This is a genomic window from Sphingomonas glaciei, assembly GCF_023380025.1.
GTDB classification, from domain to species: Bacteria; Pseudomonadota; Alphaproteobacteria; order Sphingomonadales; family Sphingomonadaceae; genus Sphingomicrobium; species Sphingomicrobium glaciei.
Genome location: NZ_CP097253.1, coordinates 1,955,001 through 1,980,624, shown reverse-complemented (window position 1 = coordinate 1,980,624; position 25,624 = coordinate 1,955,001). Strand labels below are relative to the sequence as shown.

Sequence of the window (25,624 nt, the reverse complement as noted above, 5' to 3'; positions counted from 1 at the left end):
AACATGGCCAGGATCCTGGTTGTCGAGGACAATGCCCTCAACATCAAGCTGTTCTGCGACCTGCTTGCGGCCCACGGCCATGACGCGCGTCCGGTGACCGACAGCCGCCTGGCGCTCGACGCCGTCAAGGACTTCCGGCCCGACCTGGTCATCACAGACATCCAACTGCCTTATGTCAGCGGCCTCGAGCTCATTCGCGCCATCCGGCAGGAGCCGGGCCTGGCCGACGTGCCGATCATGGCGGTGACCGCCTATGCGGGCCAGGGCGACGACGACCGGATCCGCGCCGCCGGGGCTCAGGCCTATGTCTCCAAGCCGATCTCGGTCGCCCGATTCGTGCAGGAGGTCAGCGCGCTGCTGCCCAAGGAAGCATCGGTCGCCTGACCGGCTGGCTGCCGCCAGACGCAGCACACGCAGAAAAGGGCGCCGAAGCGCCCTCAACCGCACCAGGCGGCTCGTCCCTGCGGCACACCCGGCCGACGGCCGGGATCGCCAACCCCGCGGGGTTACTTGATCTTGGCTTCCTTGAACTCGACATGCTTGCGCACGACGGGATCATACTTGCGGAAGGTCATCTTCTCGGTCGTGTTGCGCGGGTTCTTCTTGGTCACGTAGAAGAAGCCGGTATCGGCCGTGCTGACGAGCTTGATCTTGACGGTTGCCGGCTTGGCCATCGTGGTGCACCCAAAGCTTGAAAAAGAAAGAGCGGCCCGAAGCCGCCCGCATCGGCGTCCCAATGGCGGCGGCGGCCGATCTTGTCAAGTTCACATGGCCGGCATCGATCGGTCATGCCCCGGTCTTATCGCTCTGTTTACCCTCGACGCGCACTCTCCACGGGCAGCAACGAGGTGAAGCATGAGTGATTCGGTCGCCGATCTCCACTACGAGCTGCAGCGCCGGCTGCACGACATCCGCGCCCGCGCCGAGGCGCTGAGCCCGCTCGACATCCACGCCCGGATGGACGCCATCCGCGGCACCGCCGACCGCGCCGGGCTGCACGCGATGGAAGGGCTCGCCCACCTTTCGTCGCAACTGGCGCTGCTCCCCGGCTGCCGGGTCGCCACCCACGCCTGCCTCGACCATGCCGCCGAAGCGCTCGCCGCCCGTTCAGCTTCCGAGCGCGAAGCCGTGCTTGCCGCGGTGGCGGCCCGGTTGCACTGAACGCCCGCTAGCCCTTGGGGCCGAGCGCCGCCGCGTCGATCGAATTCATTTCAACCATGAACAGGGTCAGCCCCGTGTCGTCGGCCACCGTGATCCGGTAGCAATCGCTGTCCCAATAGCGTTCGGGAGAGGTGCACAGCACTTCGGCGATCATCCGCACGGCATAGCAGCGAGCCTCCTGCAGGGAGTCGAGATCGGTCCCTTCCTCGTCCCGGGTTTCGTGGCCGCTGGAAAGGTGAAAATGGTAGCGTGACATAAACGGCCTTGAATAAGAGAGCGCCACTAAGTCTCTCTGTCGTCAGCATGTCCGACGATGGGGGTTGAACGAATGTCGAGTAATCGACGTTCCGGGCGTTTGCCGAATAAAGTAGCGCGTTGAGAGACGGCCTTTCTCCCGTCCCGCTTCCGGGTTCCGCCGCAACTCCGCCGGCTCTAGGGTCGTTACGCCTGCATGCGTGATTTCTCGCAACTGCTCGATTCGCTCGTCTACACCCGCTCGCGGTTGGCCAAGCTCAAGCTGATCGGTGACTATCTTCGCCGCACCCCCGATCCCGATCGCGGCTATGCGCTGGCCGCGCTCACCGGCACGCTCGACATCCCGCACGTGAAGGGCGCCGTGATCCGCGCCCTCGCCTCCGAACGGGTCGACCCCCTGCTGCTGCGGATGAGCCACAATTACGTCGGCGACTTGGCCGAGACCGTCTCGCTGCTCTGGCCGAGCGCCGAGGGCGAATGGGATGACGGCACCATCACTATCAGCGAAGCGGTCGGCCGGCTCCGCAATGCCAGCCGCTCGGACGCGCCGGCGGTGCTGGTGGCGATGCTCGACCACCTCGACGCCCCCGGCCGCTACGCCCTGCTCAAGCTCGCGACCGGCGAACTGCGGGTTGGGATCAATGCCCGCAATGCCAAGCAGGCCTTTGCCGACGCCTTCGAGCTCGACGTCGAGGCGGTGGAGGAGGTGTGGCACGGGCTGAAGCCGCCCTATCTCGAACTGTTCGCCTGGGGCGAGGGCCGCGGGGAGCAGCCGACCGCCCTCGACATTCCCGTGTTCCGGCCCTTCATGCTCGCCCATCCGCTGGAGGACGCCGAGCTCGACCTCGACGCCTATGCCGCCGAATGGAAGTGGGACGGCATCCGCTTGCAACTGGTCCATGCGGGAGGCGAGGCGCGGCTCTACAGCCGCACCGGCGACGACGTCACCCGCAGCTTTCCCGAGGTCGCTGAGGCCTTCCGCCTGCCCGCGGTGCTCGACGGCGAATTGCTGGTGCGCGGCGCGGGGCAGGGAGCGGACGAGCATGGCGGCGCCGCGGCCAGCTTCAACGCGCTCCAGCAGCGCCTCGGCCGCAAGGTCGTCAGCGCCAAGACCCGCGAGGAATATCCCGCCTTTGTCCGCCTCTACGACCTGCTGTTCGACGGCGAGGAGGATCTTCGCGGCCTGCCCTGGTCCGAGCGCCGCACCCGACTAGAAGCCTTCATGGAGCGTCTGCCCGCCGACCGCTTCGACTTGAGCTCGCTGATCGAGGCCGACAGCTTCGCCGACCTGGCCGACATTCGCGCCGGCGCCCGCGATGCCTCGATCGAGGGCATGATGTTGAAGCGCCGCGACGCGCCCTATGTCGCCGGGCGCCGGGTCGGCCTGTGGTACAAGTGGAAGCGCGACCCGCTGACCGCCGATTGCGTGGTCATGTATGCCCAGCGCGGCTCGGGCAAGCGCTCGAGTTTCTATTCCGACTTCACCTTCGGCTGCTGGGCCGAGGATGGGGAGCTGCTGCCGGTCGGCAAGGCCTATATGGGATTCACCGACGAAGAGCTGAAATGGCTCGACCGCTTCGTCCGACGTCACACCGTCAACCGCTTCGGCCCGGTGCGCGAGGTCGAGAAGACCCTGGTGTTCGAAGTCGCCTTCGATTCGATCCACCAGAGCAAACGTCACCGCTCGGGCCTGGCCATGCGCTTTCCCCGCATCGCCCGGATACGCCAGGACAAGCCCGCGCACGAAGCCGACAAGGTCGCGACCCTGCTGGCGATGGCGACCTAGAGCTTCTTCTCCAGCACCGTGAATTCGAGGTCGTCGAACTGCGCGCCCGCGTTCGGTGCCTCGTCATAAGGGAAGGGCCGCCGCTCGCCGGTCGGGTGGTAGCCCCGCCGCTCATAGAAGGAGAGCAGTTCGCGGCGGCGGCTGAACACCTGCATCTCCATCCGCGTCGCGCCGATCTCGTCGCGGGCATAGGCCTCGGCCGCTGCCAGCAGCCGCTTCCCCAACCCTTCGCCCTGTGAACCCGGATCGACCGTCAGCATGCCAAGATAGGCCAGCTCTGCGTTCAGCCGAACCAGCCTGACGCAGGCCCGGATCGCTCCGCCGTCGCGCCACACCAGCAGATACTCGCCCGCATCCAGACAGGATTGCAGCTCGGCGACGCTGGTGCGGTCGCCGGTCAGCAGGTCCGCCTCGTGGCTCCACCCGGCCCGCGCCGTCTCACCGCGATAGGCGCGCTCCACCAGCGCGTGGAGCGCGGGCAAGTCGGCAGAGGTCGCACGTTCGAGCTGCATCGTTCAGCGCCGCTCCTCGTCGCCGAAGATCGCGACCTTGCGGCCGCTGGCGTCGGCCTTACCGCGGTACATGCCGGCCGAATTGAAGCTGTAGGCCATCTCGCCCTTCGGGGTGACCACGATCACCCCGCCGCTGCCGTCGATCGCCGCGACTTCCTTCATCACCGTGTCGGCCGCCGTGCCCGCATCTTCCTTGAGCAACCGAACCCTGGCGCAGATTTCGTGCGCGACCCCGACCCGGATGAACATCTCGCCCGATCCCGTCGCGGAGACCGCGCAGGCCCGGTCGTCGGCATAGGTGCCGGCGCCGATGATCGGAGCATCGCCGACCCGGTTCCAGCGCTTGCCGGTCATGCCCCCGGTCGAGGTGGCGGCGGCGACATGGCCGCTCTTGTCGAGCGCCACCGCGCCCACCGTGCCGTAGCGATATTCGATGTTGAGCGCGCTGACCTTGCCAGACTTGAACGTCTCCAGCTGCGTGCGGCGATAATCGGTCGCGAAGTAGCTCGGGTCGACCTGTTCCAGTCCCTGCTCGCGCGAGAAAGCGTCGGCGCCGCCGCCGCTCAGCATCACATGATTGCTCGCCTCCATCACCTTGCGGGCGAGGCCGATCGGATTCTTCGTCCGGGTGACCCCGGCCACTGCGCCGGCCGCCCGCGTGCGGCCATCCATGATCGAGGCGTCGAGCTCGTTTTTGCCGTCAAAAGTGAAGACCGCGCCGCGCCCGGCGTTGAAGTTGGGATCGTCCTCCAGCACCCGGACCGCCGCATCGACCGCGTCCACCGCCGCGCCGCCGCGCTCGAGCACCGCCGCTCCGGCCGCCAGCGCCCGGTCGAGGCCGGCGCGGATTTCCTTTTCCTTGTCAGGCGTCAGCGCCGACCGCTCAATCACGCCGGCGCCGCCATGGATGACCAGCTTCCAATCCGTGGCTTGGGCGGGGGCGGTCATCAACAAGGCTCCGATCAATAGGGCTAGGCGCATGGTGTCTCCCGAAAAGAGGACGTCGGCGCCAATTAGCGTAACCCGACGGCTCTTGCACTGTGTATTGAAACTATATAAATATGATATCAGATATGGAGGCGATGATGTTGAATGGGGGAATCACGAATCTGTCTGCGAGTGCCGAACGGCCGGCGCGGACGTTCAGCGGCTATGCGATGCTGCTTCTGTTGCTTGTCGCGATCGTGGTCCAGATCGTATCCATCGGTGGCCTGATCGGCCGGGAGGGCGCTGGTCCGCCGCTCGCCATCGCCGGGGTGATCACCGCCCCGATCGCGCTGCTGTTCATCCTGTGCGGCTTCTACATGCTGCAGCCCAACCAGGCCGCCTCGATCACCCTGTTCGGCTCCTATCGCGGGACCGACCGCAACACCGGGCTGCGCTGGGTCTGGCCGTGGGAGATGCGGGCCAAGGTGTCGGTGCGCTCGAACAACTTCATCTCCGAGCGGATCAAGGTCAACGACCTGCGCGGCAATCCGATCGAGATGGCGGCGCAGGTCGTCTGGCGGGTCGTGGATACCGCCCAGGCGCTGTTCGATGTCGACGACTATAAGGCATTCGTCGCGGTGCAGGTCGAAGCCGGCATTCGCGCCATCGGCTCGCGCTATCCCTATGACGATTTCGAACATCTCGAGGTCACCCTTCGCGGCAACCACGACCAGGTCGGGGTCGAGCTTCGCCAGGAACTGAACGCTCGCCTGGTGGTCGCCGGGATCAGCGTCGACGAGTGCGGCTTCACCCACCTCGCCTATGCGCAGGAGATCGCCGGTGCGATGCTCCGTCGCCAGCAGGCCCAAGCGGTGGTCGCCGCCCGCAAGACCCTGGTCGAAGGCGCGGTCGGAATGGTCGAGATGGCACTTGCCATGCTGAGCGAGAAGAACGTCGTCGAGCTTGACGACGAGCGTCGCGCGGCCATGGTTTCGAACCTGATGGTGGTGCTGTGCGGTGAGCGCGACACCCAGCCTGTCGTCAACACCGGCACCCTCTACCAGTAAGTCGTCATGCCGGAGCGGAAGGCCTTTCCACTGCGTATCGACCCGGACCTGTGGTCCGCGGTGGAACGCTGCGCCACAGCCAACATCCGCTCCGCTAATGCCGAGGTCGAATGCCTGCTGCGCGAAGCGCTGAAGGCGCGGGGGGTGAAGCTCACGCCCCCGCAGCCTGTAAAACGCGGACGCCCACCCAAGGAGAGTGAATGATGCTGAGCCTGTTGCTTGCCGCCACCCTCGCGGCCGCCCCGCCCGCTGCCACCGAGCTCAAGGCCGGGCCCGCCGACGCGCTTGCCGGCACCCTGCTCAAGCCTGTGGGCAAGTCGCGGGCGGCGATGATCATCATTCCCGGATCCGGCCCGACCGACCGCGACGGCAACAGCCCTGCGGGGATCAAGGCTGCTCCCTATCGCAAGCTGGCCGAAGCGCTGGCCGAGCGCGGGGTCGCCACCGTCCGGATCGACAAGCGCGGGATGTTCGGAAGCGCGGCGGCCGGCAATCCGAACGAGGCCACCTTCTCCGCCTATGACGCCGACACCCGCGCCTGGGTCGAGTCGGCGCGCAAAGCCACCGGGCAAAGGTGCGTCTGGGTCGCAGGGCATAGCGAGGGCGGGCTGGTCGCGATGCGCGCGGCCAACGCGCCTGATGTCTGCGGCGCCGTGCTGCTGACGACGCCGGGCGAGAAGCTCGGCGACACCATTCGCAAGCAGCTTCGCGCCAACCCCGCCCTAGCGCCCTATCTCCCCCCGGCCGAGCGCGCGCTTGGCGAGCTCGAGGCCGGCCGCAAGGTGTCCATAGACGGAATCCTCCCGGCACTGGGCCAGAGCCTGTTCAACCCGGCCGTGCAGGGCTTCATGATCGAATTGCTCGCGCAGGATCCGTCCAAGCTGGCGGCGGCGATCAAGCGGCCGCTGCTGATCGTCCAGGGCGGGCACGACGTGCAGGTCGGACTCGCCAATGGCGACGTGCTGAAGAAGGCGGCGCCGAGGGCGTCCTACGCGCTGTTTCCTGCGATGAACCACGTCCTCTCCGACGCCCCGGCCGAGCGCGCCGCCAACCTCGCCACCTATGCCGAGGCCGACCGTCCGCTCACCGCTGGCCTCGCCGACCGCGTCGCCGCCTTCGTCACGGGTGCCAAGTGATGGACGATCCCTGGTTCACCTACTACCGCGGTCGCGGTCGCATGCAGATCACCCCGCGCAATGCCAAGGGCTGGGCGGCATTGGTCGCGTTCGTCGGGGTGGTGACCGGGCCGGCGCTGCTCGTCAGTCCGCATCTCGACCGAAATCCGTGGCTGTTCGTGCCCTTCTTCTCCGGGGTCGCCTTGCTGACATTCGTCTTCATCCGCCTCGCCATTGCGAAGTCGGAGCGGGTCGATCTCGACATGAGCGCCAAGGATCTCGAGGAATTCCGCGCCTGGAAACGGCGCGGCAAGCGCTAGCTCAATCGCCGCCGCGCCGGGGTGGCTGCGGCGCAACGCCGCGAAGCACCGCATCGTCGAGCATCCGCGCCAGCCGCAGCCCGCCGGCGAGGACCTGCTGGCGGACCGCGGGGATCAGCGCCTGGACTTCGGCCTCGGTGACCTCGCCCCGCTCGTCCTTGGCCCGCTCGCGGCAGGGATCACCAAGCGCGGTGGTGTAGGCATAGGTCTTCGCATTTTCCCACGCCTTGCGGCTCCAGTCCTCGACCGTGCCGCCCGCGAGTTCGACCTTTTGCGCAGGCGTGACCCCGCCCAGCAGGCCCTTCACGCCGCCCGGCGGCGAGGTGACTGCGCGCTCCGGGATCCAGCCGTCCCAGATGCCGTGGAGGTTGGTCCGTCCGCCGACGATGCCATAGGTCACCGGCACCTGGTTGCCGCCAAGGTCGCCGCGGTCGCCGCCGTGCATCGGCTGCGCGAGGTCGCCGACGAAGTGGGTGAGATAGGCCAGCGCCATTACCCGCTCGCGCACCGGCAGCTTCCTGTCCGCCAGCAGCCGCGCGTTGCGCTCGATCTGCGCCGACACGCAATTGCCGTCCTTGCAGGCGTCGCGAAGACTGAACGGCTTGCAGACGTTGACGTTCTGATAGTGCCAGCTCGACTGATAGCTGAAGCGGTCGCCCAGCGGCTTGATGCAGTCGGCCCAGACGCTTGCATCCTCCAGCGTTCCGACCGGGCATTCCGGCGTTTCCAGCCGTCCACCTTCGCGCATCAGGGCCTTGAGCCTGACCCGGGTCTCGGGCTGGACCTCGGCCCAGGCGATGCTGGCGACCAGGCGGTGGGTATATTCCCAATAGGCAGCGGCAGGCGCGGCGGCGGTCAGCGCGAGAAGCGCTGCGAGGAGTCTGATGATCGGCACGCCCGTCCCTTAGCCTCGCCCCCGGGGCGGCGAAAGCCCGCCTTGGTTCCGTCATCGACCGGCTCTATATGACTGACATGTCTTCACTTCGCCCCTGGCGCCACATCGAACGCCGCAAGAGCCGCCAGATCATGGTCGGCAACGTGCCGGTCGGCGGCGATGCGCCGATCACCGTCCAGACCATGACCAACACGCTGACCTCCGACGCGCGGGCGACTATCGACCAGATCCGCCGCTGCGAAGAGGCCGGGGTGGACATCATCCGGGTTTCCTGCCCGGACGTCGAAAGCACGACCGCCCTGCGCGAAATCGTTCGCGCGGCAAATGTGCCGATCGTCGCCGACATCCACTTCCATTACCGCCGCGCCCTCGAGGCAGCCGACGCCGGCGCCGCCTGCCTGCGGATCAATCCCGGCAATATCGGTTCGTCGGAGCGGGTCGCCGAAGTGGTCCGCGCGGCCAAGGCCAATGGCTGCGCGATCCGCATCGGGGTCAATGCCGGAAGCCTCGAGAAGGACCTGCTCGAGAAATATGGCGAGCCGTGCCCCGAGGCGCTGGTCGAAAGCGCGCTCGATCACATCCGCCTGCTCGAGGACCACGACTTCCACGAGTATAAGGTCGCGGTGAAGGCCAGCGACGTATTCCTCGCGGTCGCCGCCTATCAGGAGCTCGCCTCGCAGGTCGATTGCCCGTTGCACCTCGGAATCACCGAGGCCGGCGGGCTGATCGGCGGCACGGTGAAGAGCTCGATCGGGCTCGGCATGCTGCTGTGGAGCGGGATCGGCGACACTATCCGCGTCTCACTCTCGGCCGAACCGGAAGAGGAAGTGCGGGTCGGTTATCACCTGCTCAAGGCGCTCGGCATCCGCAACCGCGGCGTGCGGGTCATCTCCTGCCCGTCCTGCGCACGGCAGGGCTTCGACGTCATCCGCACCGTCGAAAAGCTCGAGGAGCGGCTGCAGCACATCCGCACCCCGATGAGCCTCAGCGTGCTCGGCTGCGTCGTCAACGGCCCGGGCGAAGCGCGCGAGACCGACATCGGCGTCACTGGCGGCGGCAACGGCAAGCATATGGTCTATCTGTCGGGCGTCACCGACCACCATGTCGCCGACGAGGGCATGGTCGACCACATCGTCCGCCTGGTCGAAGCCAAGGCCGCGGAAATCGAAGCGGCAGGAGCGGCGGCCGAACCGGTCGCGGCCGAGTAAGCCCGCGACCGTCACGGGGTTGCGCCGCAGACCCCATCCTCTAGGCCGCGCTTCATGAGTTCGCGCCTCGCCACCCCAGCCATCGCCTTCGCGGTCGGCACGCTCGGCATCGCGCTCTTCTCCGGCATGGACGCGATCATGAAGGGGCTGGTGCTCGCGATCGGCGTCTATTCCACCATGTTGTGGCGCAGCTTCGCCGGGGTCGGCATGTCCGGGCTCGGCTATGGGCTGAGCTGGAAGGCCTGGCCGGAGCGCAAGGTTCTGCGGATGCACGTCGAACGCGGGGTCCTGACCAGCGTCATGGGCCTGCTGTTCTTCTGGGGCATCGGCCATGTCCCCCTGGCCCAGGCGATCGCGCTGGCCTTCATCGCCCCGCTGATCGCCCTCTACCTCGCCGCCGTGCTGCTCGGTGAAGTGGTCGGCAAGCGTACGGTCGGCGCTTCGGTGCTCGCCTTCGCCGGAGTGATCGTGATCTTCGTCGGCCAGGCCCGCGCCGACCTCGGGCGCGAGGCGCTGCTCGGAAGCCTCGCCATCCTCGCCTCGGCGGTGCTCTATGCGATGAACATCATCATGATGCGCCGGCAGAGCCAGGCCGCCGGTCCGCTCGAGATCGCCTTCTTCCAGAACCTGACCGTCAGCCTGGTCCTGCTACTGGCTTTGCCGGTCGTCGGAACCACGCTGCCCTCGTTGCAGCACTGGCCTGCCTTGCTGGGCGCCGCCGTCCTCTCCACCCTGTCGCTATTGCTCCTGTCGTGGGCCTATGCCCGCGCCGAAGCGAGCTATCTGGCGGCCACCGAATATACCGCCTTCCTGTGGGCGGCGCTGTTCGGCTGGCTGGTGTTCGGTGAGCATCTGTCGGGCTTCACGCTGGCGGGTGCCGGGCTGATCGTCACTGGCTGCCTGCTGGCCGCGCGCAGCCCGCAGGCCGCCAATCCCCACCTCGAAGCCGCGCCCTGAGGAGAGACACGATGGCTTGGTTCCTGCTCATCCTTGGCGGTCTGTTCGAGGTCGGGTTCACCACCTCGCTTCGGTTCGTCGACGGCTTCCGCAACCTGCCGTGGACTGCGGCCTTCCTCGGCAGCGTGACGCTGTCGATGCTCCTGCTCGAACGCGCCGCGCGCGAGATTCCGATGGGCACGGCCTATGCCGTATGGGGCGGGATCGGGGCCATCGGGACGGTGATCGTGGGGATGCTGTTCTTCGACGAACCTTCGACCACTATCCGCCTGCTACTAATCCTGGGAATCGTCGCTGCCATCGCCGGCCTGAAGCTGACCGCCTAGCGCCGCTGCGGCTCCAGCGCCGGGGCAACCTGCGGCGATGCCTCGATGCTCGGCAGGAAGGTCGGCCGCGGGAAGGCGCCGCGGACCTGCTCGAATGCGTGGCCGTAGCCGAGCAGCCGCCAGTCGGACCATTTGGGCCCGATGAAGCTCAGGCCCACCGGAAGCCCGCGAACGAGCCCCATCGGCACCGTCAGGTGCGGATAGCCAGCCACCGCCGCCATCGACCCGACCCCGTTGCCGCCGGGCGAGACGTCGCCGTGCACCGCGTCGATCTTCCACGCGGCCGGGCGGGTCGGGAAAACCACCGCGTCCACGCCCTTGAGCAGCCGGTCGAGATCGGCGCTGGCGATCCGCTGGCTGTCGGCGCGGGCCTTGCGGTATGCCGGGTCGGCAAGGCCCTTGGTCTTCTCCGCTTCCTCGAAAGTGTCCTGCCCGAACAGCGCCATCTCGGTCACGGCATTGGCCTTGTTGAAGGCGATGAGATCGGCCAGCGACTTGGGCCCGGCAGCCGGACTACTCCCGAGATAGCTGGCCATGCCGGCCTTCAGTTCGGTCAGCAGGACCTGATATTCCGCGTTGCCGTAGTTGCCCGTCGGCTTGAACGACTTGATCTCGACCAGCTCGGCCCCGGCCTGACGTAGTTGCGCCAGCACCTGGTCGAACACCGCATCGGTGCCGAAGCCGGCGGCAAAGCGCAGCACGGCGATGCGCTTGCCTTTCAACCCATCTACCGAAAGGGGCTCGGGCCGCGCGGGCTTGTGCCGGTCGGCCTCGGCGGTGGCCGGGTCGGCCGGGTCGCTGCCAGCGATCACCTGCAGCAGCGTCGCCGCCTGCGCGACGGTGCGGGTCATCGGGCCGGCGATGTCCTGGCTCTCGCTGATCGGCACGATGTGGGTGCGGCTGACCAGGCCCATGGTCGGTTTCAGTCCGACCACCCCGGTCATGCTCGCGGGACAGGTGATCGACCCGTCGGTCTCGCTGCCGATCGCATAGTCGGTATAGCCCGCCGCCACGGCCGCTCCGCTGCCGCTCGAGCTGCCGCAGGTGTTGCGGTCGAGCGCATAGGGGTTGCGGGTCTGGCCGCCGACCGCGCTCCATCCCGAGATGCTGCTGTTCGAGCGAATGTTGGCCCATTCGCTGAGATTGGTCTTGCCGACGATGATCGCCCCCGCGCGGCGCAGGCGGGTGACGATCGGCGCGTCGCGGCCGGTGTCGTTGCCGGCTAGCGCCAGGCTTCCGGCGGTGGTCGGAAGCCCTGCGACCTCGACATTATCTTTGATGAGGATCGGTACGCCGTGCAGCCACTCCCCATCCCGCGCCGCGGCACCGATCCTTGCCAGGCCCTCGGCTTCCGCCCTGGGATTGACCGCGATCACGGCGTGCAACTGCGCGTCCCTCGCGTTGATCCGGGCGATCGCCTCGGCCGCAGGGCTGGTGGGGAGGGGAAGGGGCATCGGCCCCTGGCTGGCCCGGGCCACCATCTCGGGCGAGGCGACCGCACAGCCCCCGAGCGCCAGGGCAGCGAGAAGCGAAAGCGATCGGCTGCTGGTCAAGGCATGACTCCGGTTGGTCGAAAGACGGGGCGGACAGACATTTCAGGTTCATCGCGGGGGCACAAGCCGCCGGAACGATCCCGCTTTCCAGTTCTTCAAGGCAGATATGACCAGAAACATTCTCCTCGCGTCCACGGCGTTTCTCGCCGCGCCCCTGTCCGCCCAGGTCGCGCCGGCCCCAGAGCCCGCCCCGGCCCCAGCCCCGGCCGCGACCCCGGCCCCGGCCGAGCAGGTCGCCGTCGCGCAGTCTGCCGCCGCGCAGCCCGCCGCGCCGGATCCCGATGCCGCCGCCGACGAGGAAGGCGAGGATGTCGATCAGGAGATCACCGTCACCGGTGCCCGTCCGCGCGGGTCGGTCGTCGGCAACATCCCGCCCGAAAACGTGCTCGATTCACGCGACATCCGCGCGACCGGGGCGACCAGCATCGCCGAACTGCTCGATTCGATCGCCACCCAGGCCGGAAGCGCGCGCGGGCGCGGCGCGGGAGCGCCGGTCGTGCTGCTCAACGGCCAGCGGATCTCCGGCTTTCGCGAACTTCGCGACCTTCCGCCCGAAGCGATCCAGCGGACCGAGATCCTGCCTGAGGAAGTGGCGCTGAAGTACGGCTATTCCGCCGACCAGCGGGTGGTGAACATCGTCCTTCGCCGGCGCTTCAATTCAACCACTGCGGAAGTCGGCGGCCGGGTCGCCACCGACGGCGGCTATGCAACAAGCCGCGCCGACGTCGGCAAGCTGCTGATCCGCGACAATACGCGCACCTCGGGCAACGTCCGGGTCGAGGGCAATAACCCGCTGTTCGAGAACGAGCGCGGGATCGGGGTCCGCAGCGAGGACACGATCGATAGCCGGCCGTTCCGTACTCTCGTCGGCGCCGGGCAGTCTGCCCGGGTATCGGGAACATTGAGCCGGCCGGTCTCGTCGATCTTCAACGGAACGCTGACCGCCGAAGCCGAACGGCGGGGCGGAAGCAGCGGGCTGGGCCTGCTCGACGGCAATTATCTGCGGCGTGAAACCAGCGGGTCGACCTATGCGCTTGGCGGATCGCTGAACGGCCAAGTCGGGCGCTGGCGACTGTCATCGACCGCCAACGGCGAGCTGGTGAAGAGCGAATCGGAAACCGCGCTGCGCGGTGACCTCAGCGAATCGACGCGTAGTTCGCTGAGCCTTGATGCGACCGCCAACGGACCGCTGCTGCAGTTGCCGGCGGGCATGGCCAACGTCACCTTGAAGGGAGGGGTCAGCAGGCTGGCAATCGAAGGCAGGAGCCGCCGGTCGAATGTCGTCACCCCGTCCGATTTCAACCGCTTCATCGGGGAGGGCTCGGCCAACGTCGACCTGCCGATAACCGAGCGGGCGTCGGCGATCGGGCGGCTTACTGCCAATGTGAATGGCGGGCTGCGCTATCTCGACGACTTCGGAACGCTGACGACGTTCGGAGCGGGGCTGAATTGGTCGCCGGCGCCGCGCGCAAGCGTCCTGCTCAGCTGGACCCGGGAGGAAGGCGCCCCTTCTCTCCAGCAGCTCGGCGATCCGCGGCTCGACACTGAGGGTGTGCCGTTCTTCGACGCGCGCAACGGCGTGACGGTTCCGGTCACCACCATCACCGGCGGCAATCGCGATCTGCTCGCCGACCGCCGCAACGTGTTCAAGATCGGCGGCAACTGGCAGCCGCTGGAGGATCCCGACCTGCGGCTGCGCGCCGAATTCGTCCGGCAGACCACCGACAATCCGCAGATCAGCTTTCCGGCCGCCACCGCCGCGCTGGAGCAGGCCTTCCCCCGTCGCTTCCAGCGAGACCTTTCCGAGCGGCTGATCAGCGTCGATCTGCGCCCGGTCAATGCCGAGCGATCGACCCGCGAGACGGTGCGCTGGGGCTTCGACTTCACCAAGTCGCTGCGCACCCAGCGGCCATCGCGGGAGACGATCAACCGTCTGGTCGACCGCGCCCGCCAGTCGGGGCTGATCCCCAATGCTCCCCGCCCCAATGCCGACGGCACCACCCCGGCACCGACGGTGGTGGTGCGCAGCGAGGGTGAAGCGCCGCCGCCGGGCACTCGTGGTCCCGGCGGCGAGGGCGGTGGTCCTCGCTTCGGTGCTAGCGGGCCGGGTGGCGGTGGCGGCCGCTTCGGCGGCGGGCCGGGCGGTGGACGCGGCGGGCGCTTGACCCTGTCGGCTACCCATACGCTGACGCTCACCGACGAACTGGTGATCGGGCCGGGCCTCCCCATACTCGACTATCTGAACGGTGAAGCGCTAAGCGCCAGCGGCGGCCGTCCGCGGCACCAGGTCGAGGTCGAGAGCGGCTATTACAACAATGGTCTTGGGGTCCGGCTGTCGGGCAATTGGCGCAGCGCGACCCGGCTTGCCTCGGTCGGCGACGACCTTCGCTTCTCGCCCTATGCGACCTTCAACCTGCGCGCCTTCGCCAATCTCGGCGAGCGGCTGGACCTCGTCACCAAGGTCCCGTTTCTGCGCGGAAGCTCGGTGCGGTTCGAGGTCAACAATATCTTCAATGCGCGGCCCGAGGTGAACGGTGCGACCAGCACCATCCCCTTCGCCTACCAGCCCGACCGGCTGGAGCCGATCGGGCGCACGGTGGGGCTGACCTTCCGCAAATTGTTCATTCCAAACCGCTTCATTCGCCGTGCGGTGCAACAGGGCGGCGGCGGGCGGCCGGACGAGTGAGAATGGAGCGAGGGGCTTAGAACCCCTCGCGCTTGGCCCGCTCGAGCCCGTCGACGATCACCTTCTTGGCGTCCTCGCGGTCACCCCAGTGACCGACGCGGGTCCACTTTTCGGGTTCGAGGTCCTTATAGTGGGTGAAGAAGTGGGCGATCTGGTCGAAAACGATCTTGGGCAGGTTCTCGCCCTCGCCAATCCCCTCGTAATAAGGGGTCGTCTTGACGTCGGGGACGGCGAGCAGCTTCTCGTCGCCGCCGGCCTCGTCCTCGAGGAACAGCACGGCGACGGGACGCGCGCGAACGACGCAGCCGGGCATGAACGGCCAACGGTTCATTACCAGGCAGTCGAGCGGGTCGCCGTCCTCGCCCAGCGTGTGCGGGATGAAGCCGTAATTGGCCGGATAGCGCATCGCGGTGTGCAGGATGCGGTCGACGAAGATGGCGCCCGACTTCTTGTCGAGTTCATACTTCACCGGCTCGCCGCCGATCGGCACTTCGATGACGACATTGATGGATTCGGGCGGATTGGCGCCCGCCGGCACGAGGTCTAGGTTCACTTTGGCTCCAGAAGGATGTCGAGGGCGCCCCGCCCACCGCCTGTTTTGGTGAGGCGCGGATAGCGAAGACCGCCGTTCCAGGAAAGGGGCACCGCCCGGATGCTCTCACCGCGCTTGACGGTCAGGGGGATCGGCGCGCTGCCACCCTTGGCGGCGGTGATCGCGGCCATGAGCGCATCTTCGCTATAGGCCTTCTCGCCGACCGCCACGATCGTCTGACCGACGGTCAGCCCGGCTTTGAACGCCGGACCGTCCCAAATCACCGCGGTGATCTTGCCGTCCTTGTCGAGGGTCAGCCCGAGCGACCAGCTGTAATTATGGTTCTTGGCACTCTTCATCGACGCCGCCAGCGCGGCATTGGGCGTCTCGGCATAATCGAGCCGGTAGCCCGAGCGGGTGAAGCCGGCGAGCGGCGCGCCTTCGGCCGAGGGCTCATACACCCGTGCCTGCAGGAAGCTCCGCCAATCGTGGCGATAGACCGAGTTCAGGGTCGCGACGACCTCGTCGAGCGTGTAGGTGCGTACGCCCCAGTCGCCCTCGCGCGTACCGAAGAAAGCGCGGGCGAAATCGTCCATGCCGCGGCGGTTGGCCGTGCCCCCGCGGATGATCGCATCGGCTTCGAGCCAGACCAGCATGCCCTCGTTGTAATAATCCTCGCTGCGCTGCCAGCTGGGCCAGGCCTTGGGCCGGCGGGCCGAGATGATCGGGTCGTTGGTGGTGTCGACCAATGGGCGCCATTCGCGCCCGCGGGTGAGGTTCAGGCCGGCGGCGATGTTGGCGAGCTTGTCGATCACCTCGGCCTTGGTCGACAGCCCCGAACGCGCTTCCAGGACATGGCCCCAGAATTGCGTCTGGCCCTCGTACACCCACAGCAGGCTGTCGCGCATCGGGGTGCGGAAGTCGGGGGTGAATAGGTCGGCGGGGCGGCGGTGCTTGCCGTTCCAGCTATGGGTGAATTCGTGCGGCAGGAGATTGTGGTCGGGCAGGCTCGCCTTCCAGTCGGTGAAATAGCCCGGATCGTTCTGATTCTCGCTCGAGCGGTGATGCTCGAGCCCGATGCCGCCGAGCTTGTCGGTGATCGCATGCAGGAAATCGTAGTGGTCGAACTGCCGGGTCCCAAACAGGCGCAGGGATTGGGTCACCAGGTTACGGTGCTTCTGCAAAACGTCGGCCGGAACCACCAGCTCCTTTGGGCTGTCGGCGATCGTGTTGAGGAACACGTTCTGACCAAGGTCGTCACGGCGGAAATAGCGGCCGGCAAACACCGGCGAATCCTGCAGCGTCTCGTAGCTGACCGTATTGTAGGTCACCCGCGTGCCGGCCGTCGCGGTCGGGCGAAGCGCGGTCGCGGCCTGGAAGCCGGCGGGATAGGTGACGGTGGCGCTGACCGGGATGCGGCGGGTGAAATAGCCCGCGGGATAGAGCGAGACGTCTTCCCACTGGACGTTCAGCATATCGGGGGTGACGAGGATCCGGCCCTGCGCGCCGTCGGTCGGGGTCAGGAACTGAAACCGCGCCTCGACCTCGCCCGCACCGGCCGGCACGTCGAGGTGAAAGGCGAACACGTCGACCGGATCGCGCTTCCAGCGCAGCTTCTGTCCGCCGGCGGTGAAGGTCAGTCCGGCCAGCTTGTCGATCTCGCCGCGCGGGGCATGGTTGCCAGGCAGCCATTGCGGGAACAGCAGGGTCATTCGGCCCGCCTGCGCGACAGGAATCGTCTGGCGGATGGTCCAGATGCCTTGCCGCAGGTCGCTGGCATCGACTTCCAGCCGCATGGTGCCCGGGTAGGGGATGTCTCGGGCGGCCGGGATCGTCTGGACGATCGGCAGCGGCTGCGGTGCCGAGAGCGGCACCACCTGGGCGAGGGCGGGAGAAGCGGCGACGAGCGCCGCGGCAAGGAACAGGCTACGCATTCCACCCGCCTAGCCATCCCGGCGCTCAGCCGCTAGTGGCGCAGGCCTAAGTTCATGGCCAAGATCGACACTCCCCAGCCCGTCCGCGGCATGCAGTCGCTCCTCGGTGAAGAGGCCGATCGTTTCCACGCCGTGGTCACGACCTTCGACCGCGTCCGCCGCCTGTTCGGCTTCCGCCGCGTCGAGGTGCCGGTGCTCGAGTCCACAGCGGTGTTCGCCCGCTCGCTCGGCGAGACCACCGATGTCGTTTCCAAGGAAATGTACAGCTTCGAGGACCGCTCGGGCGACAACGTTACCTTGCGCCCGGAATTCACCGCCGGGATCGCCCGCGCCTTCCTGACCGAGGGCTGGCAGCAATATGCGCCGCTCAAGGTCGCGACCCATGGGCCGGCGTTCCGCTACGAGCGCCCGCAGAAGGGCCGCTTCCGCCAGTTCCACCAGCTCGACGCCGAAATCCTCGGCGCAGGCGAAGCGCAAGCCGATGTCGAGGTGCTGTGCTTCGCCGACCAGCTGCTGCGCGAACTTGGCGTCGGCGGAACGGTGGTGTGCAAATTGAACACGCTGGGCGATCCGGCGACCCGCAGCGCGTGGCGCGATGCGCTGCACGAGCATTTCGCCTCGCGCCGCGCCGACCTTAGCGAAGACAGCCGCGACCGGCTCGACCGCAACCCGGTGCGGATCCTCGACAGCAAGGCGCATGCCGACTGGCCGATCGTCGATTCGGCGCCGGTCATCGACGACTTCCTGACTGCGGAAGCGAGCGACTTTTTCGCCGCGGTCACCGCCGGGCTCGACGCCGCCGGGGTGGTATGGGAGCGCGCCCCGCGGCTGGTCCGCGGGCTCGATTATTATCGCCACACCGCGTTCGAATTCGTCACCGACGCGCTTGGCGCCCAGGGAACCGTGCTGGCCGGCGGGCGCTATGATGGATTGGTCGAGCAGCTCGGCGGGTCGCACACCCCGGCGATCGGCTGGGCCGCGGGGATCGAGCGGCTTTCGATGCTGATCGACGCTCCGGCACCCGAGCGGCCGATCGCCGTGCTGGTCCCGCAGGGGTCGGCGGCGGAGCAGGCGGCGACGCGCATCCTCGCCGACCTTCGCCGGCAGGGCATCTCCGCTGACATGGCTTGGCGCGGCAACATGAAGAAGAGGATGGCTCGAGCCGCTTCGGCCGGTGCGGGCTTCGCCATCATTCTTGGCGACAGCGAAGTCGAGAGCGGGACCGCGCAGGTCAAGAACCTTTCGACCGGAGAGCAGCGCGCAGTCGCGTTCGATGTGCTGCACGCAGCGCTGAGCGCATGACATCCATCTCGTCCGAGCGGATCGCGCAGATCGAGGCCAAGCGGCAGGAATTGTCTGCGATGATGGCGAGCGGCACGCTCGCCCCCGAAGAATTCGTCCGCCTGAGCAAGGAATATGCGCAGATCGAGCCGGTCGCGGCGGCCGCACGCGAAGTGCGGAGGCTTCGGGCCGAGCGCGAAAGCCTTGGCGCGATGAGCCGGGATGGTGACGAGGAATTGCGCGAGATGGCGGCCGAGGAACTGGCCTCGATCGAGGCCGCGCTGCCCAAGGCCGAGCGCGCGCTGGCGTTGCAGCTTCTGCCCAAGGACAGCGCCGACGAGCGCGCGGCGATGCTGGAAGTGCGCGCCGGTACCGGCGGGGACGAGGCCGCGCTGTTCGCCGGCGACCTGCTGCGCATGTACCAGCGCTTCGCCGACGAATATGGCTGGAAGTTCGAGCTGATCAGCGCCTCCCAGTCCGAGGTCGGCGGCTACAAGGAAGCCGTGGCCTCGATCAACGGGAGCGGCGTGTTCGCCCGGCTGAAGTTCGAAAGCGGCGTCCACCGCGTCCAGCGCGTGCCGGCGACCGAAAGCGGCGGGCGGATCCACACCTCGGCCGCGACGGTGGCGGTGCTGCCCGAGGCCGAGGATGTCGACGTCCATATCGACGACAAGGACCTCCGCATCGATGTCTATCGCTCGTCGGGACCGGGGGGACAATCGGTCAACACCACCGATTCCGCGGTCCGGATCACCCACCTGCCGTCGGGCGTGGTGGTGATCCAGCAGGATGAGAAGAGCCAGCACAAGAACAAGGCCAAGGCGCTGAAGGTCTTGCGCACCCGCCTGTTCGAACTGGAGCGCGAGCGGCTGGCGAGCAAGCGAGCGGGCGCACGCAAGTCGATGGTCGGGTCGGGCGACCGGTCTGAGCGGATCCGCACCTACAACTTCCCGCAGGGGCGGGTGACCGACCACCGCATCAACCTGACGCTGCACAAGCTGCCCGAGATCCTCGAGGGGCCGGGGCTGAAGGAATTGACCGAAGCGCTGATCGCTGAGGACGAGGCGCAGCGGCTGGCCGGGCTCGAAGATGCCTGAGGGCACGCCCGCATGAACCCGGTCGACCGCGCGCTGCACGAGGCTGTGCGGCGCCTGCCCGACTGCACCGACACCCCGCGGCTCGATGCCGAGCTGCTGCTCGCCCACGCCTTCGGGATCGAGCGCGACCAATTGCTGCTGCGACCGCCAACCGGTCACGTGCCCGACACTTTCGCCGGGCTGCTGCAGCGGCGCTGCGAGGGGGAACCGGTCGCCTATATCATCGGCCGTCGGGCATTTTGGAACATCGAGCTGGAGGTCGGTCCCGGGGCCCTCATCCCGCGTCCCGACAGCGAGACCCTGATCTCGGCGGCGATTGAGCATTTCGCCGGCGGCGACGGACCCGAGCGTATCCTTGACCTGGGCACCGGGCCGGGAACGCTGCTCTTGGCCGCGCTCGATCAGTGGCCGCGGGCGACCGGCCTCGGCGTCGATTCAAGCGAGGCGGCGCTGGCCTATGCCAGGCGCAACGCCGACCGGCTGGGGCTTGCACCCCGCGCGCATTTCCGGCGCGGCGACTGGGCGAAGAGGGTGACCGAGCGCTTCGACCTCTTGCTGTGCAACCCGCCTTATGTCGCCCAAGGCGCGGCCCTAGGGCCGGGCGTTGCCGAGCATGAGCCTCCCGAAGCCCTCTTCGGCGGCGCCGACGGGCTCGACGACTACCGCCTGCTCGCGCCCGAGATCGGACGCCTGCTTGCGCGCGGCGGCCTGGCGGCGATCGAGATCGGTTATGACCAGGCCGACAGCGCAGCTGCCCTGTTTACCGCGCAAGGACTCAAGCCTGCACTCGCTCGCGACCTTGGCGGACGACCGCGGGCGCTGCTGATCCAGCAGGGCCCGCAATAAAGGCTTGGAAAAGGCCGGTTCGGTTGCTACATCTAATGTCCAGCATAGGTCCGCTTCGTGGAGCCGACTGAAGCTATCCCCGATTTACGCTTTCGTTTCCGCAGCCAACAGGCGCGGCAACCAGAACGCAAAAGGGGCTCCGGGCAACGAGCGGTTCGTGTCCCGGCACCGCAGTTCACGCGCTTTGAGGATTTGTTCGGCGCCAGTGTTCAAGGAACGTCACGCTTGATGAACAATCGCCAGAACGGCCGCCGTCGCGGTCGTGGGGGACAGCGTCCGCAGGGTCTCGGCGGAGGCGGCGGAAGCGGTGGTGGCCGCGAGCAGCGCAGCCGGGGCAATGCCGCGCAATTGCTCGAGAAGTACAAGAACATGGCCCGCGATTCGCAGCTTGCGGGCGACCGGGTGCAGACCGAATATTACCTGCAGTTCGCGGATCACTATTTCCGAGTGCTCAGCGAAACCCGCTCGCGCTTCGAGGATCAGCGTTCCAACCAGGACGATGACGACGAGGGTGACGACGAGGGCTTCGACGGCGAGGGCGACGAGGATTCGTACGACCAGCCGCAGGCCCGCCAGGATCGCCCCGAGCGGCAGGATCGGCAGGAGCGACCCGAACGCCAGGACCGTCAGCCGCGCGCCGAGCGCTTCGAGCGCCGCGACCGGGCTCCCCGTGACGACCGTCCACGGGAAGATCGTCCCCGGGAGGATCGGCCCCGGGAGGATCGGCCCCGTGAGGATCGGCCCCGCGAAGATCGTCCGCGTGACGAGCGTCCGCGCGAGGAGCGTCCCCGCCGTGAGCGCGCCGAGCGGCGTCCGCGTGAGGAAGAGCAGGCCGAGCCGGTCGCCGCGGAGACCGTGGGCGGCGGGATCGCCGACTTCCTTCCACCCGCCATCGGTCCGATCGCCGATGTGACCCACGAAGAGGTCGAGGCCGAAGCGCCCCGTCCCCGCCGCCGCGTTCGTCGCCCCCGCGTCGAGGACAATGACGAGGGCGTGGCTCCGGCGGCCTGATCCTGTCTCGCGCGGTTGAGGCCGCGCGGTCGGATAATCGATTGACGACAATGTAACAATGTTACAGGCTCCTTCCCTGCATCGGGGAAGGAGCCTGTTCATGCGTCTGGTCGTGGGTCTTCTGGCGGCGGCGTTGGCGCCCCTTGGCACTCCGCTTCTCCCACCTTCGCCGGCCTTCGCCCAGGCGATCCCCGCGCCTGACGCGAGCGCACAGGGCGACGTCGCCGTCACCATCTACAACAACGACCTAGCTCTGGTTCAGGACCGGCGCGAGCTGGCGCTTCCCGCCGGCCGTTCGCGCCAGGAATTTCCCGACGTGTCGGCGCAGATCCGCGCGGAAACGGTGACCCTGACCGGGGCCGGCATCGGCATCATCGAACAGAATTTCGATTACGATTTGCTCAGCCCGGCCGCGCTGATGCGCAAGGCGGTGGGGGAGACCATCACCTTGGTTCGGGTCAATCCCGCGACCGGCGCCGAGACCCGCGAGCGGGCCCGCGTCCTGGCGACCAATGGCGGGGTGGTGCTGCAGATCGGGGAGCGGATCGAGGTGTTGCGCGACGATGGCCTGCCGGTGCGGGTGATTTTCGACAAGGTGCCGGACGGCCTGCGCCCGCGCCCGACCCTGTCGGTAACGCTGACCGCGCCGCGCGCCGGGCGCCAGCCGGTGACCCTCACCTACCTGACCCCGGGCCTGGGCTGGAACGCCGACTATGTTGCACTGTTCGACGAGCCCGCCGGGCGGATGGACGTGCAGGGCTGGATCACGCTCAACAATCGCAGCGGTACCGCCTACCGCAACGCCGACGTGGTGCTGGTCGCCGGCGCGGTCGGCTCGGGGTCGGCACGAAGTTCGGTCGGCCGCTACAACCCGTCTCCGCCGCCGCCCCTACGCGGGGCCGGGACCGAGAGCGCGGCGCGCGAGCGGGTCGGCGACTTCTACCTCTATCCGCTGTCGCAGCGGACCACGATCGCGCAGGCCCAGCAGAAGCAGGTCAGCTTCCTCGACGTGTCGGGCACCCCCGCCGAGCGCGCCTACGAATATCGCAATCCCTGGCTGGGGACAGCCGACCAGCCGAACAGCGTGAACACGGTGCTGCGCTTCTCGACCGGACGGGCGCAAGGCCTTGGCGATGCTCTGCCCGCCGGGACGGTGCGGGTCTATCAGCGTGACAGCCGCGGCACGCCGCAGTTCGTCGGCGAATCGCGGATTGGGCACACGCCGATGGGCAGCGATATCGGCCTCACCACCGGCCAGGCCTTCGATATCAAGGTCCAGCCGGTAGTCGAGCAGCGGACACGGCTGGCCTCGGACGGCAGCCGGTGGCGGACCGTCATGCGCTACAAGCTGACCAACGCTTCGCCGCGGCCGGTCACCGTGGTGCTGTTCCAGGACGGGCTGTGGGGCGATACGCGGATCACCGCCGAGACGCTGAAGAGCGAGCGCAGTTCGGCCGACGCGGCGATCTGGCGGGTGGCGGTGCCGGCCAATGGCGAGGCCAGCGTCAACGCTACCTTCGACACGCGCTTCTAGGCGCGGCCGATGCGCCTCACCGCGCTGCTTATCCTGGCAGTCGTCGCCGCACCCGCCGGCGCGCAGCAGGTCGTTACCTCGGCAGGGCCGGAGCGGGTCGGGGTGACGGTCTATCGCGATCCGGATCGCGGCCGTCGGCGGCCCGCCCTGAATTGGCTCAACGGCTATGCGCTGATCAGCGAGACCCGCTCGATCGACATTCCGGCCGGCGAATCCGAGCTTCGCTTCGAAGGCGTGGCGAGCGGGATCATTCCACAAAGCGCTATCGTCGGCGGGGTGCCCGAAGGCCTGCTCGAGCGCAATCGCGACGCGCTGCTCCTATCCGCCGGAAGCCTGGTCGGCCGCGCGCTGGGCAACCGCGTGACGCTGCGCCGCACCGACCGCGCGACCGGCACGGTGGTCGAAGGGGAGGCGATCGTTCGCAGCGGCGGCGACGGCGGGGTGGTGTTGCAGACCGCCGCGGGGGTCGAGGCGCTGCGTTGCACGGGGCTCGCCGAGACCCTGGTCTACGACCGCGTCCCGGCAGGCCTGTCGGCGCGCCCGACGCTATCGGTCCGGGTGCGCGCGCGGCAGGCGCTACGGGCGAGCGTGACCCTTTCCTATCTGGCGACCGGCTTCGACTGGCAGGCCGATTATGTCGCCACCCTGTCGCGCGACGAGCGCAAGCTGCAGTTGCGGGCCTGGCTGACCCTGGCGAGCACCGACGACACCAGTTTTCCCGGGGCGACGACGCAGGCGGTGGCGGGGCAGGTCAATCGCGAGGGCGTCGAGGTTGCGCCGGTCGAATCGCCCCCGCTGCGGCTGCAATGCTGGCCCGCCGCGACGACCTCGACAGTGAGCCAGCCCGATGGGAGCAGTTATGCGAACGGTGATACCCCTCCAGCGCCGCCAGCTCCTCCACCTCCACCCCCACCCGTCGTAGCTTTCCGGAGCGAAGAAATAGTAGTCACCGGCAGCCGGATCACCGCGGTCCGGGAGCGACTGGGCGATCTTCAGCTCTACCGGATCCCGGAGCCGGTGACCGTGGGCGCCAATGCCCAGAAGCAGGTCGGTCTGCTCGACCGCCCGGCGGTCAAGGTCGAGGCCGTTTACCGGATGGCCGTCGTCAGCGCCGACGAGGAGGCCGAAGAGCAGGGCGAACTGCTGCTGCGAAGTCGTAACCGGGAGGAACAGGGCCTCGGCCTGCCGCTTCCGTCCGGCAACCTCGTCCTGTTTCGCGAAGGAGCGGGTCGGCCGCTGCTGATCGGTGAGGGGCACATGCGCGACACGGCCGTGGGCGAGAAGGTCGAGATCAAGGTTGCCGAGACGAGCGGCGTCCGGGTGCGGCTGTCGAGCGGCGAGGGGGATCGTCGCACTCTAGTGGTGACCAACGATCGCCCGGTCGCGGTCCAGGCCGAGGTCGAACTGCTGCACGACGACGGCGACCGGATCGACGGGGCGAAGCTAATGCGCCGCGACGGCAAGTTGCTGTGGCTGGCGACCGTCCCGGCCAATGGCAGCGCAACGATCTCCTACCGGATCCGCCGCTCCTAGGCGGAGGGCTGGTCGACCGCGCGGGGACGATGCTGCTCGTCCAGCGCGACGAAGGTGAACAGGCCCTCGGTGACCTTGATCCGGCGATCGCCGCGATCGCGGTCGGCGACGACCTCGATCCGGATCGCCATGCTCGTCCTACCGACCCGCTCCACCTCGGCGTAGACGCTGATCAGGTCGCGCAGCTCGATCGGGGCGATGAACTCCATGCGCTCGATCGCGACGGTGGCGACGGCGCCTTTCGCCCGGCGCGAGGCGACGATGCCGGCGGCGATGTCCATCTGACTCAGCACCCAGCCGCCGAAGATGTGGCCGTTCGAGTTGATGTCGCTCGGGCCCGGCGTGATGCGCAGGGTCGGCTGGCGGGGGTCGTTGGTGGTCAAGGCAGGTCCTTGTCGTTGAGTGAGTCCTCGGGGGTGCGATGGGCTTCCTCGTCGTGGCCGGAGCCCGAACTGAGAAAGGTCAGCGTCATCAGCGCGGCGCCGAGCAGGACGCTGAAACCGGCGCCGAGCGCGGTCGCGATCAGCATGTGGATCTTGGTTTCCGATTCGCCCTGAGTGACGAAGTAGACCGCGGTGGCGGCGGCCAGGATCGAGGCGACGCTCATCCACCGCATGATGCGGCGGAAGCGCTGCCATTGCGAACGCCGGAGCGAGGGGATGGGATCGGGCTGGGGCATGCAAGCTTCCCTTTGTGCGCCGAAGGTGAGACCTTCAACCCCGGCCTTAACACCCACGCGACTTGCGAAGGAGCCTAATGCATGACCATCGCCGCCGTCCTCTCGAGCAAGGGACCCGAGGTTGCCACCATCACCAGTGCCGCGACGCTGGGAGAGGCTGCGACCGTGCTGACCCGCAACAAGATCGGCGCACTGGTGGTGGTCGAGGGCTCGGGCGCAGTCGCTGGGGTCCTGTCGGAACGGGACATCGTCGCCTGCCTATCGGCGCACGGCGACGAGGAGCTCGGCCGGCGCAGGGTCGAGGACGCGATGACGGCGCCGGCGATCACCGTCGACCCCGCGACGCCGGTACTGACGGCGCTGGCGCTGATGACCGCACGGCGGATTCGCCACCTGCCCGTGGTGACGA

General features: G+C 68.0%; 27 protein-coding genes (1 of these 27 running past the window's edge). 17 read left to right on the top strand and 10 right to left on the bottom strand.

The features are described 5' to 3' along the window. The first annotated feature begins 3 nt into the window (after positions 1–3). The gene (locus M1K48_RS09610; protein WP_249454772.1) at positions 4–384 is read left to right on the top strand and encodes a response regulator; all 381 of its coding nucleotides are present in this window, start codon (positions 4–6) and stop codon (positions 382–384) included. Between the two features lie 122 nt (positions 385–506). Here the strand turns inward: M1K48_RS09610 and rpmG are convergent, their stop codons facing one another. Next, positions 507–674 (bottom strand): 50S ribosomal protein L33, encoded by a 168-nt coding sequence (gene rpmG, locus M1K48_RS09605; RefSeq protein ID WP_160736254.1) that lies wholly within the window; start codon positions 672–674, stop codon positions 507–509. Between the two features lie 181 nt (positions 675–855). Between rpmG and M1K48_RS09600 the strand changes: the two genes are divergently transcribed. Continuing rightward, positions 856–1,161 (top strand): hypothetical protein, encoded by a 306-nt coding sequence (locus tag M1K48_RS09600; protein WP_249454771.1) that lies wholly within the window; start codon positions 856–858, stop codon positions 1,159–1,161. A 7-nt stretch (positions 1,162–1,168) separates the two neighbouring features. Here the strand turns inward: M1K48_RS09600 and M1K48_RS09595 are convergent, their stop codons facing one another. After that, positions 1,169–1,417 (bottom strand): DUF6894 family protein, encoded by a 249-nt coding sequence (locus M1K48_RS09595; protein ID WP_249454769.1) that lies wholly within the window; start codon positions 1,415–1,417, stop codon positions 1,169–1,171. Between the two features lie 195 nt (positions 1,418–1,612). Between M1K48_RS09595 and M1K48_RS09590 the strand changes: the two genes are divergently transcribed. Beyond that, positions 1,613–3,202 carry a cisplatin damage response ATP-dependent DNA ligase gene (locus tag M1K48_RS09590; protein ID WP_249454767.1) on the top strand — a complete coding sequence of 530 codons (1,590 nt, stop codon included), beginning with the start codon at positions 1,613–1,615 and terminating at the stop codon, positions 3,200–3,202. Here M1K48_RS09590 and M1K48_RS09585 read toward each other — a convergent pair. Further along, on the bottom strand, positions 3,199–3,714 hold the full coding sequence (locus M1K48_RS09585) for a GNAT family N-acetyltransferase (protein WP_249454765.1): 516 nt from the start codon (positions 3,712–3,714) through the stop codon (positions 3,199–3,201). The genes M1K48_RS09590 and M1K48_RS09585 overlap by 4 nt on opposite strands. Before the next feature lie 3 nt (positions 3,715–3,717). After that, entirely contained in the window at positions 3,718–4,662 is a 945-nt protein-coding gene (locus M1K48_RS09580; protein ID WP_249454764.1) for an isoaspartyl peptidase/L-asparaginase family protein, read from the bottom strand. 137 nt (positions 4,663–4,799) lie between these two features. Here M1K48_RS09580 and M1K48_RS09575 point away from each other — a divergent pair, with 137 nt between their 5' ends. From M1K48_RS09575 to M1K48_RS09560, 3 genes are all read left to right on the top strand, one after another. After that, positions 4,800–5,708 carry an SPFH domain-containing protein gene (locus tag M1K48_RS09575; protein ID WP_406697350.1) on the top strand — a complete coding sequence of 303 codons (909 nt, stop codon included), beginning with the start codon at positions 4,800–4,802 and terminating at the stop codon, positions 5,706–5,708. A 200-nt stretch (positions 5,709–5,908) separates the two neighbouring features. Next, a complete protein-coding gene (locus M1K48_RS09565; protein ID WP_249454763.1) occupies positions 5,909–6,844 on the top strand; it encodes an alpha/beta hydrolase in 936 nt (311 codons plus the stop codon). Then, positions 6,844–7,143, top strand: coding sequence for a hypothetical protein (locus M1K48_RS09560; protein ID WP_249454762.1), 300 nt, complete (start codon positions 6,844–6,846; stop codon positions 7,141–7,143). Before M1K48_RS09565 ends, M1K48_RS09560 begins: the two co-directional genes overlap by 1 nt. A 1-nt stretch (position 7,144) precedes the next feature. Here the strand turns inward: M1K48_RS09560 and M1K48_RS09555 are convergent, their stop codons facing one another. Continuing rightward, a complete protein-coding gene (locus M1K48_RS09555; RefSeq protein ID WP_249454761.1) occupies positions 7,145–8,038 on the bottom strand; it encodes a S1/P1 nuclease in 894 nt (297 codons plus the stop codon). 77 nt (positions 8,039–8,115) lie between these two features. On the opposite strand from M1K48_RS09555, the gene ispG reads away from it, so the two are divergent. From ispG to M1K48_RS09540, 3 genes are read left to right on the top strand one after another with little or no spacing between them, the layout of a single operon-like run. After that, on the top strand, positions 8,116–9,246 hold the full coding sequence (gene ispG, locus M1K48_RS09550; RefSeq protein ID WP_249454760.1) for a flavodoxin-dependent (E)-4-hydroxy-3-methylbut-2-enyl-diphosphate synthase: 1,131 nt from the start codon (positions 8,116–8,118) through the stop codon (positions 9,244–9,246). A 54-nt stretch (positions 9,247–9,300) separates the two neighbouring features. Next, positions 9,301–10,203 (top strand): DMT family transporter, encoded by a 903-nt coding sequence (locus M1K48_RS09545; protein WP_249454759.1) that lies wholly within the window; start codon positions 9,301–9,303, stop codon positions 10,201–10,203. Positions 10,204–10,214: 11 nt separating this feature from the next. Next, the gene (locus tag M1K48_RS09540) at positions 10,215–10,529 is read left to right on the top strand and encodes a DMT family transporter (RefSeq protein ID WP_249454758.1); all 315 of its coding nucleotides are present in this window, start codon (positions 10,215–10,217) and stop codon (positions 10,527–10,529) included. Here M1K48_RS09540 and M1K48_RS09535 read toward each other — a convergent pair. Continuing rightward, positions 10,526–12,082 carry an amidase gene (locus M1K48_RS09535; protein ID WP_249454756.1) on the bottom strand — a complete coding sequence of 519 codons (1,557 nt, stop codon included), beginning with the start codon at positions 12,080–12,082 and terminating at the stop codon, positions 10,526–10,528. The two genes, M1K48_RS09540 and M1K48_RS09535, sit on opposite strands and share 4 nt — an antisense overlap. 106 nt (positions 12,083–12,188) lie before the next feature. Between M1K48_RS09535 and M1K48_RS09530 the strand changes: the two genes are divergently transcribed. Further along, complete coding sequence (locus tag M1K48_RS09530; RefSeq protein WP_249454754.1) at positions 12,189–14,768, top strand: TonB-dependent receptor; 2,580 nt, start codon at positions 12,189–12,191, stop codon at positions 14,766–14,768. 16 nt (positions 14,769–14,784) lie between these two features. Here M1K48_RS09530 and ppa read toward each other — a convergent pair whose 3' ends face one another. Together ppa and M1K48_RS09520 are read right to left on the bottom strand one after the other, a co-directional pair. Next, positions 14,785–15,321 (bottom strand): inorganic diphosphatase, encoded by a 537-nt coding sequence (gene ppa, locus M1K48_RS09525; RefSeq protein ID WP_249454752.1) that lies wholly within the window; start codon positions 15,319–15,321, stop codon positions 14,785–14,787. Continuing rightward, positions 15,318–17,234 carry a M61 family metallopeptidase gene (locus M1K48_RS09520; protein ID WP_249454751.1) on the bottom strand — a complete coding sequence of 639 codons (1,917 nt, stop codon included), beginning with the start codon at positions 17,232–17,234 and terminating at the stop codon, positions 15,318–15,320. Before M1K48_RS09520 ends, ppa begins: the two co-directional genes overlap by 4 nt. A gap of 54 nt (positions 17,235–17,288) precedes the next feature. Here M1K48_RS09520 and hisS point away from each other — a divergent pair, with 54 nt between their 5' ends. The 6 genes from hisS (at position 17,289) to M1K48_RS09490 (ending at position 24,536) form a co-directional block, all read left to right on the top strand. Continuing rightward, positions 17,289–18,536: a histidine--tRNA ligase gene (gene hisS / locus M1K48_RS09515; RefSeq protein WP_249454749.1), complete on the top strand. Its 1,248-nt coding sequence runs from the start codon at positions 17,289–17,291 to the stop codon at positions 18,534–18,536. Beyond that, on the top strand, positions 18,533–19,612 hold the full coding sequence (gene prfA / locus M1K48_RS09510) for a peptide chain release factor 1 (protein WP_249454747.1): 1,080 nt from the start codon (positions 18,533–18,535) through the stop codon (positions 19,610–19,612). Before hisS ends, prfA begins: the two co-directional genes overlap by 4 nt. A gap of 12 nt (positions 19,613–19,624) precedes the next feature. Next, positions 19,625–20,458 (top strand): peptide chain release factor N(5)-glutamine methyltransferase, encoded by an 834-nt coding sequence (gene prmC, locus M1K48_RS09505; RefSeq protein ID WP_249454746.1) that lies wholly within the window; start codon positions 19,625–19,627, stop codon positions 20,456–20,458. 228 nt (positions 20,459–20,686) lie between these two features. Continuing rightward, positions 20,687–21,469, top strand: a complete 783-nt coding sequence (locus M1K48_RS09500) for a DUF4167 domain-containing protein (protein WP_249454745.1) — start codon at positions 20,687–20,689, stop codon at positions 21,467–21,469. A gap of 100 nt (positions 21,470–21,569) precedes the next feature. Continuing rightward, the gene (locus tag M1K48_RS09495) at positions 21,570–23,003 is read left to right on the top strand and encodes a DUF4139 domain-containing protein (RefSeq protein WP_249454743.1); all 1,434 of its coding nucleotides are present in this window, start codon (positions 21,570–21,572) and stop codon (positions 23,001–23,003) included. A gap of 9 nt (positions 23,004–23,012) precedes the next feature. Further along, positions 23,013–24,536 carry a DUF4139 domain-containing protein gene (locus M1K48_RS09490; protein WP_249454741.1) on the top strand — a complete coding sequence of 508 codons (1,524 nt, stop codon included), beginning with the start codon at positions 23,013–23,015 and terminating at the stop codon, positions 24,534–24,536. On the opposite strand, the gene M1K48_RS09485 is transcribed toward M1K48_RS09490, so the two are convergent. Together M1K48_RS09485 and M1K48_RS09480 are read right to left on the bottom strand one after the other, a co-directional pair. Beyond that, positions 24,533–24,919 (bottom strand): acyl-CoA thioesterase, encoded by a 387-nt coding sequence (locus M1K48_RS09485; RefSeq protein WP_249454740.1) that lies wholly within the window; start codon positions 24,917–24,919, stop codon positions 24,533–24,535. The two genes, M1K48_RS09490 and M1K48_RS09485, sit on opposite strands and share 4 nt — an antisense overlap. Beyond that, entirely contained in the window at positions 24,916–25,215 is a 300-nt protein-coding gene (locus M1K48_RS09480) for a hypothetical protein (RefSeq protein ID WP_249454739.1), read from the bottom strand. Before M1K48_RS09480 ends, M1K48_RS09485 begins: the two co-directional genes overlap by 4 nt. An 81-nt stretch (positions 25,216–25,296) precedes the next feature. Between M1K48_RS09480 and M1K48_RS09475 the strand changes: the two genes are divergently transcribed. Beyond that, positions 25,297–25,624, top strand: partial view of a CBS domain-containing protein gene (locus M1K48_RS09475; protein ID WP_249454738.1) — the 5' portion only. It continues 107 nt past the right edge of the window; only the first 328 of its 435 coding nucleotides appear in the window; it begins with the start codon at positions 25,297–25,299; the stop codon falls past the right edge of the window.

Excerpts from the sequence above, each read along its gene's own strand:
- M1K48_RS09610 (WP_249454772.1), top strand. The coding sequence starts at position 4 with ATGGCCAGGATCCTGGTTGTCGAGGACAATGCCCTCAACATCAAGCTG.
- rpmG (WP_160736254.1), bottom strand. The coding sequence starts at position 674 with ATGGCCAAGCCGGCAACCGTCAAGATCAAGCTCGTCAGCACGGCCGAT.
- M1K48_RS09600 (WP_249454771.1), top strand. The coding sequence starts at position 856 with ATGAGTGATTCGGTCGCCGATCTCCACTACGAGCTGCAGCGCCGGCTG.
- M1K48_RS09595 (WP_249454769.1), bottom strand. The coding sequence starts at position 1,417 with ATGTCACGCTACCATTTTCACCTTTCCAGCGGCCACGAAACCCGGGAC.
- M1K48_RS09590 (WP_249454767.1), top strand. The coding sequence starts at position 1,613 with ATGCGTGATTTCTCGCAACTGCTCGATTCGCTCGTCTACACCCGCTCG.
- M1K48_RS09585 (WP_249454765.1), bottom strand. The coding sequence starts at position 3,714 with ATGCAGCTCGAACGTGCGACCTCTGCCGACTTGCCCGCGCTCCACGCG.
- M1K48_RS09580 (WP_249454764.1), bottom strand. The coding sequence starts at position 4,662 with ATGACCGCCCCCGCCCAAGCCACGGATTGGAAGCTGGTCATCCATGGC.
- M1K48_RS09575 (WP_406697350.1), top strand. The coding sequence starts at position 4,800 with ATGTTGAATGGGGGAATCACGAATCTGTCTGCGAGTGCCGAACGGCCG.
- M1K48_RS09565 (WP_249454763.1), top strand. The coding sequence starts at position 5,909 with ATGATGCTGAGCCTGTTGCTTGCCGCCACCCTCGCGGCCGCCCCGCCC.
- M1K48_RS09560 (WP_249454762.1), top strand. The coding sequence starts at position 6,844 with ATGGACGATCCCTGGTTCACCTACTACCGCGGTCGCGGTCGCATGCAG.
- ispG (WP_249454760.1), top strand. The coding sequence starts at position 8,116 with ATGTCTTCACTTCGCCCCTGGCGCCACATCGAACGCCGCAAGAGCCGC.
- M1K48_RS09545 (WP_249454759.1), top strand. The coding sequence starts at position 9,301 with ATGAGTTCGCGCCTCGCCACCCCAGCCATCGCCTTCGCGGTCGGCACG.
- M1K48_RS09540 (WP_249454758.1), top strand. The coding sequence starts at position 10,215 with ATGGCTTGGTTCCTGCTCATCCTTGGCGGTCTGTTCGAGGTCGGGTTC.
- M1K48_RS09530 (WP_249454754.1), top strand. The coding sequence starts at position 12,189 with ATGACCAGAAACATTCTCCTCGCGTCCACGGCGTTTCTCGCCGCGCCC.
- M1K48_RS09520 (WP_249454751.1), bottom strand. The coding sequence starts at position 17,234 with ATGCGTAGCCTGTTCCTTGCCGCGGCGCTCGTCGCCGCTTCTCCCGCC.
- hisS (WP_249454749.1), top strand. The coding sequence starts at position 17,289 with ATGGCCAAGATCGACACTCCCCAGCCCGTCCGCGGCATGCAGTCGCTC.
- prfA (WP_249454747.1), top strand. The coding sequence starts at position 18,533 with ATGACATCCATCTCGTCCGAGCGGATCGCGCAGATCGAGGCCAAGCGG.
- prmC (WP_249454746.1), top strand. The coding sequence starts at position 19,625 with ATGAACCCGGTCGACCGCGCGCTGCACGAGGCTGTGCGGCGCCTGCCC.
- M1K48_RS09500 (WP_249454745.1), top strand. The coding sequence starts at position 20,687 with ATGAACAATCGCCAGAACGGCCGCCGTCGCGGTCGTGGGGGACAGCGT.
- M1K48_RS09495 (WP_249454743.1), top strand. The coding sequence starts at position 21,570 with ATGCGTCTGGTCGTGGGTCTTCTGGCGGCGGCGTTGGCGCCCCTTGGC.
- M1K48_RS09490 (WP_249454741.1), top strand. The coding sequence starts at position 23,013 with ATGCGCCTCACCGCGCTGCTTATCCTGGCAGTCGTCGCCGCACCCGCC.
- M1K48_RS09480 (WP_249454739.1), bottom strand. The coding sequence starts at position 25,215 with ATGCCCCAGCCCGATCCCATCCCCTCGCTCCGGCGTTCGCAATGGCAG.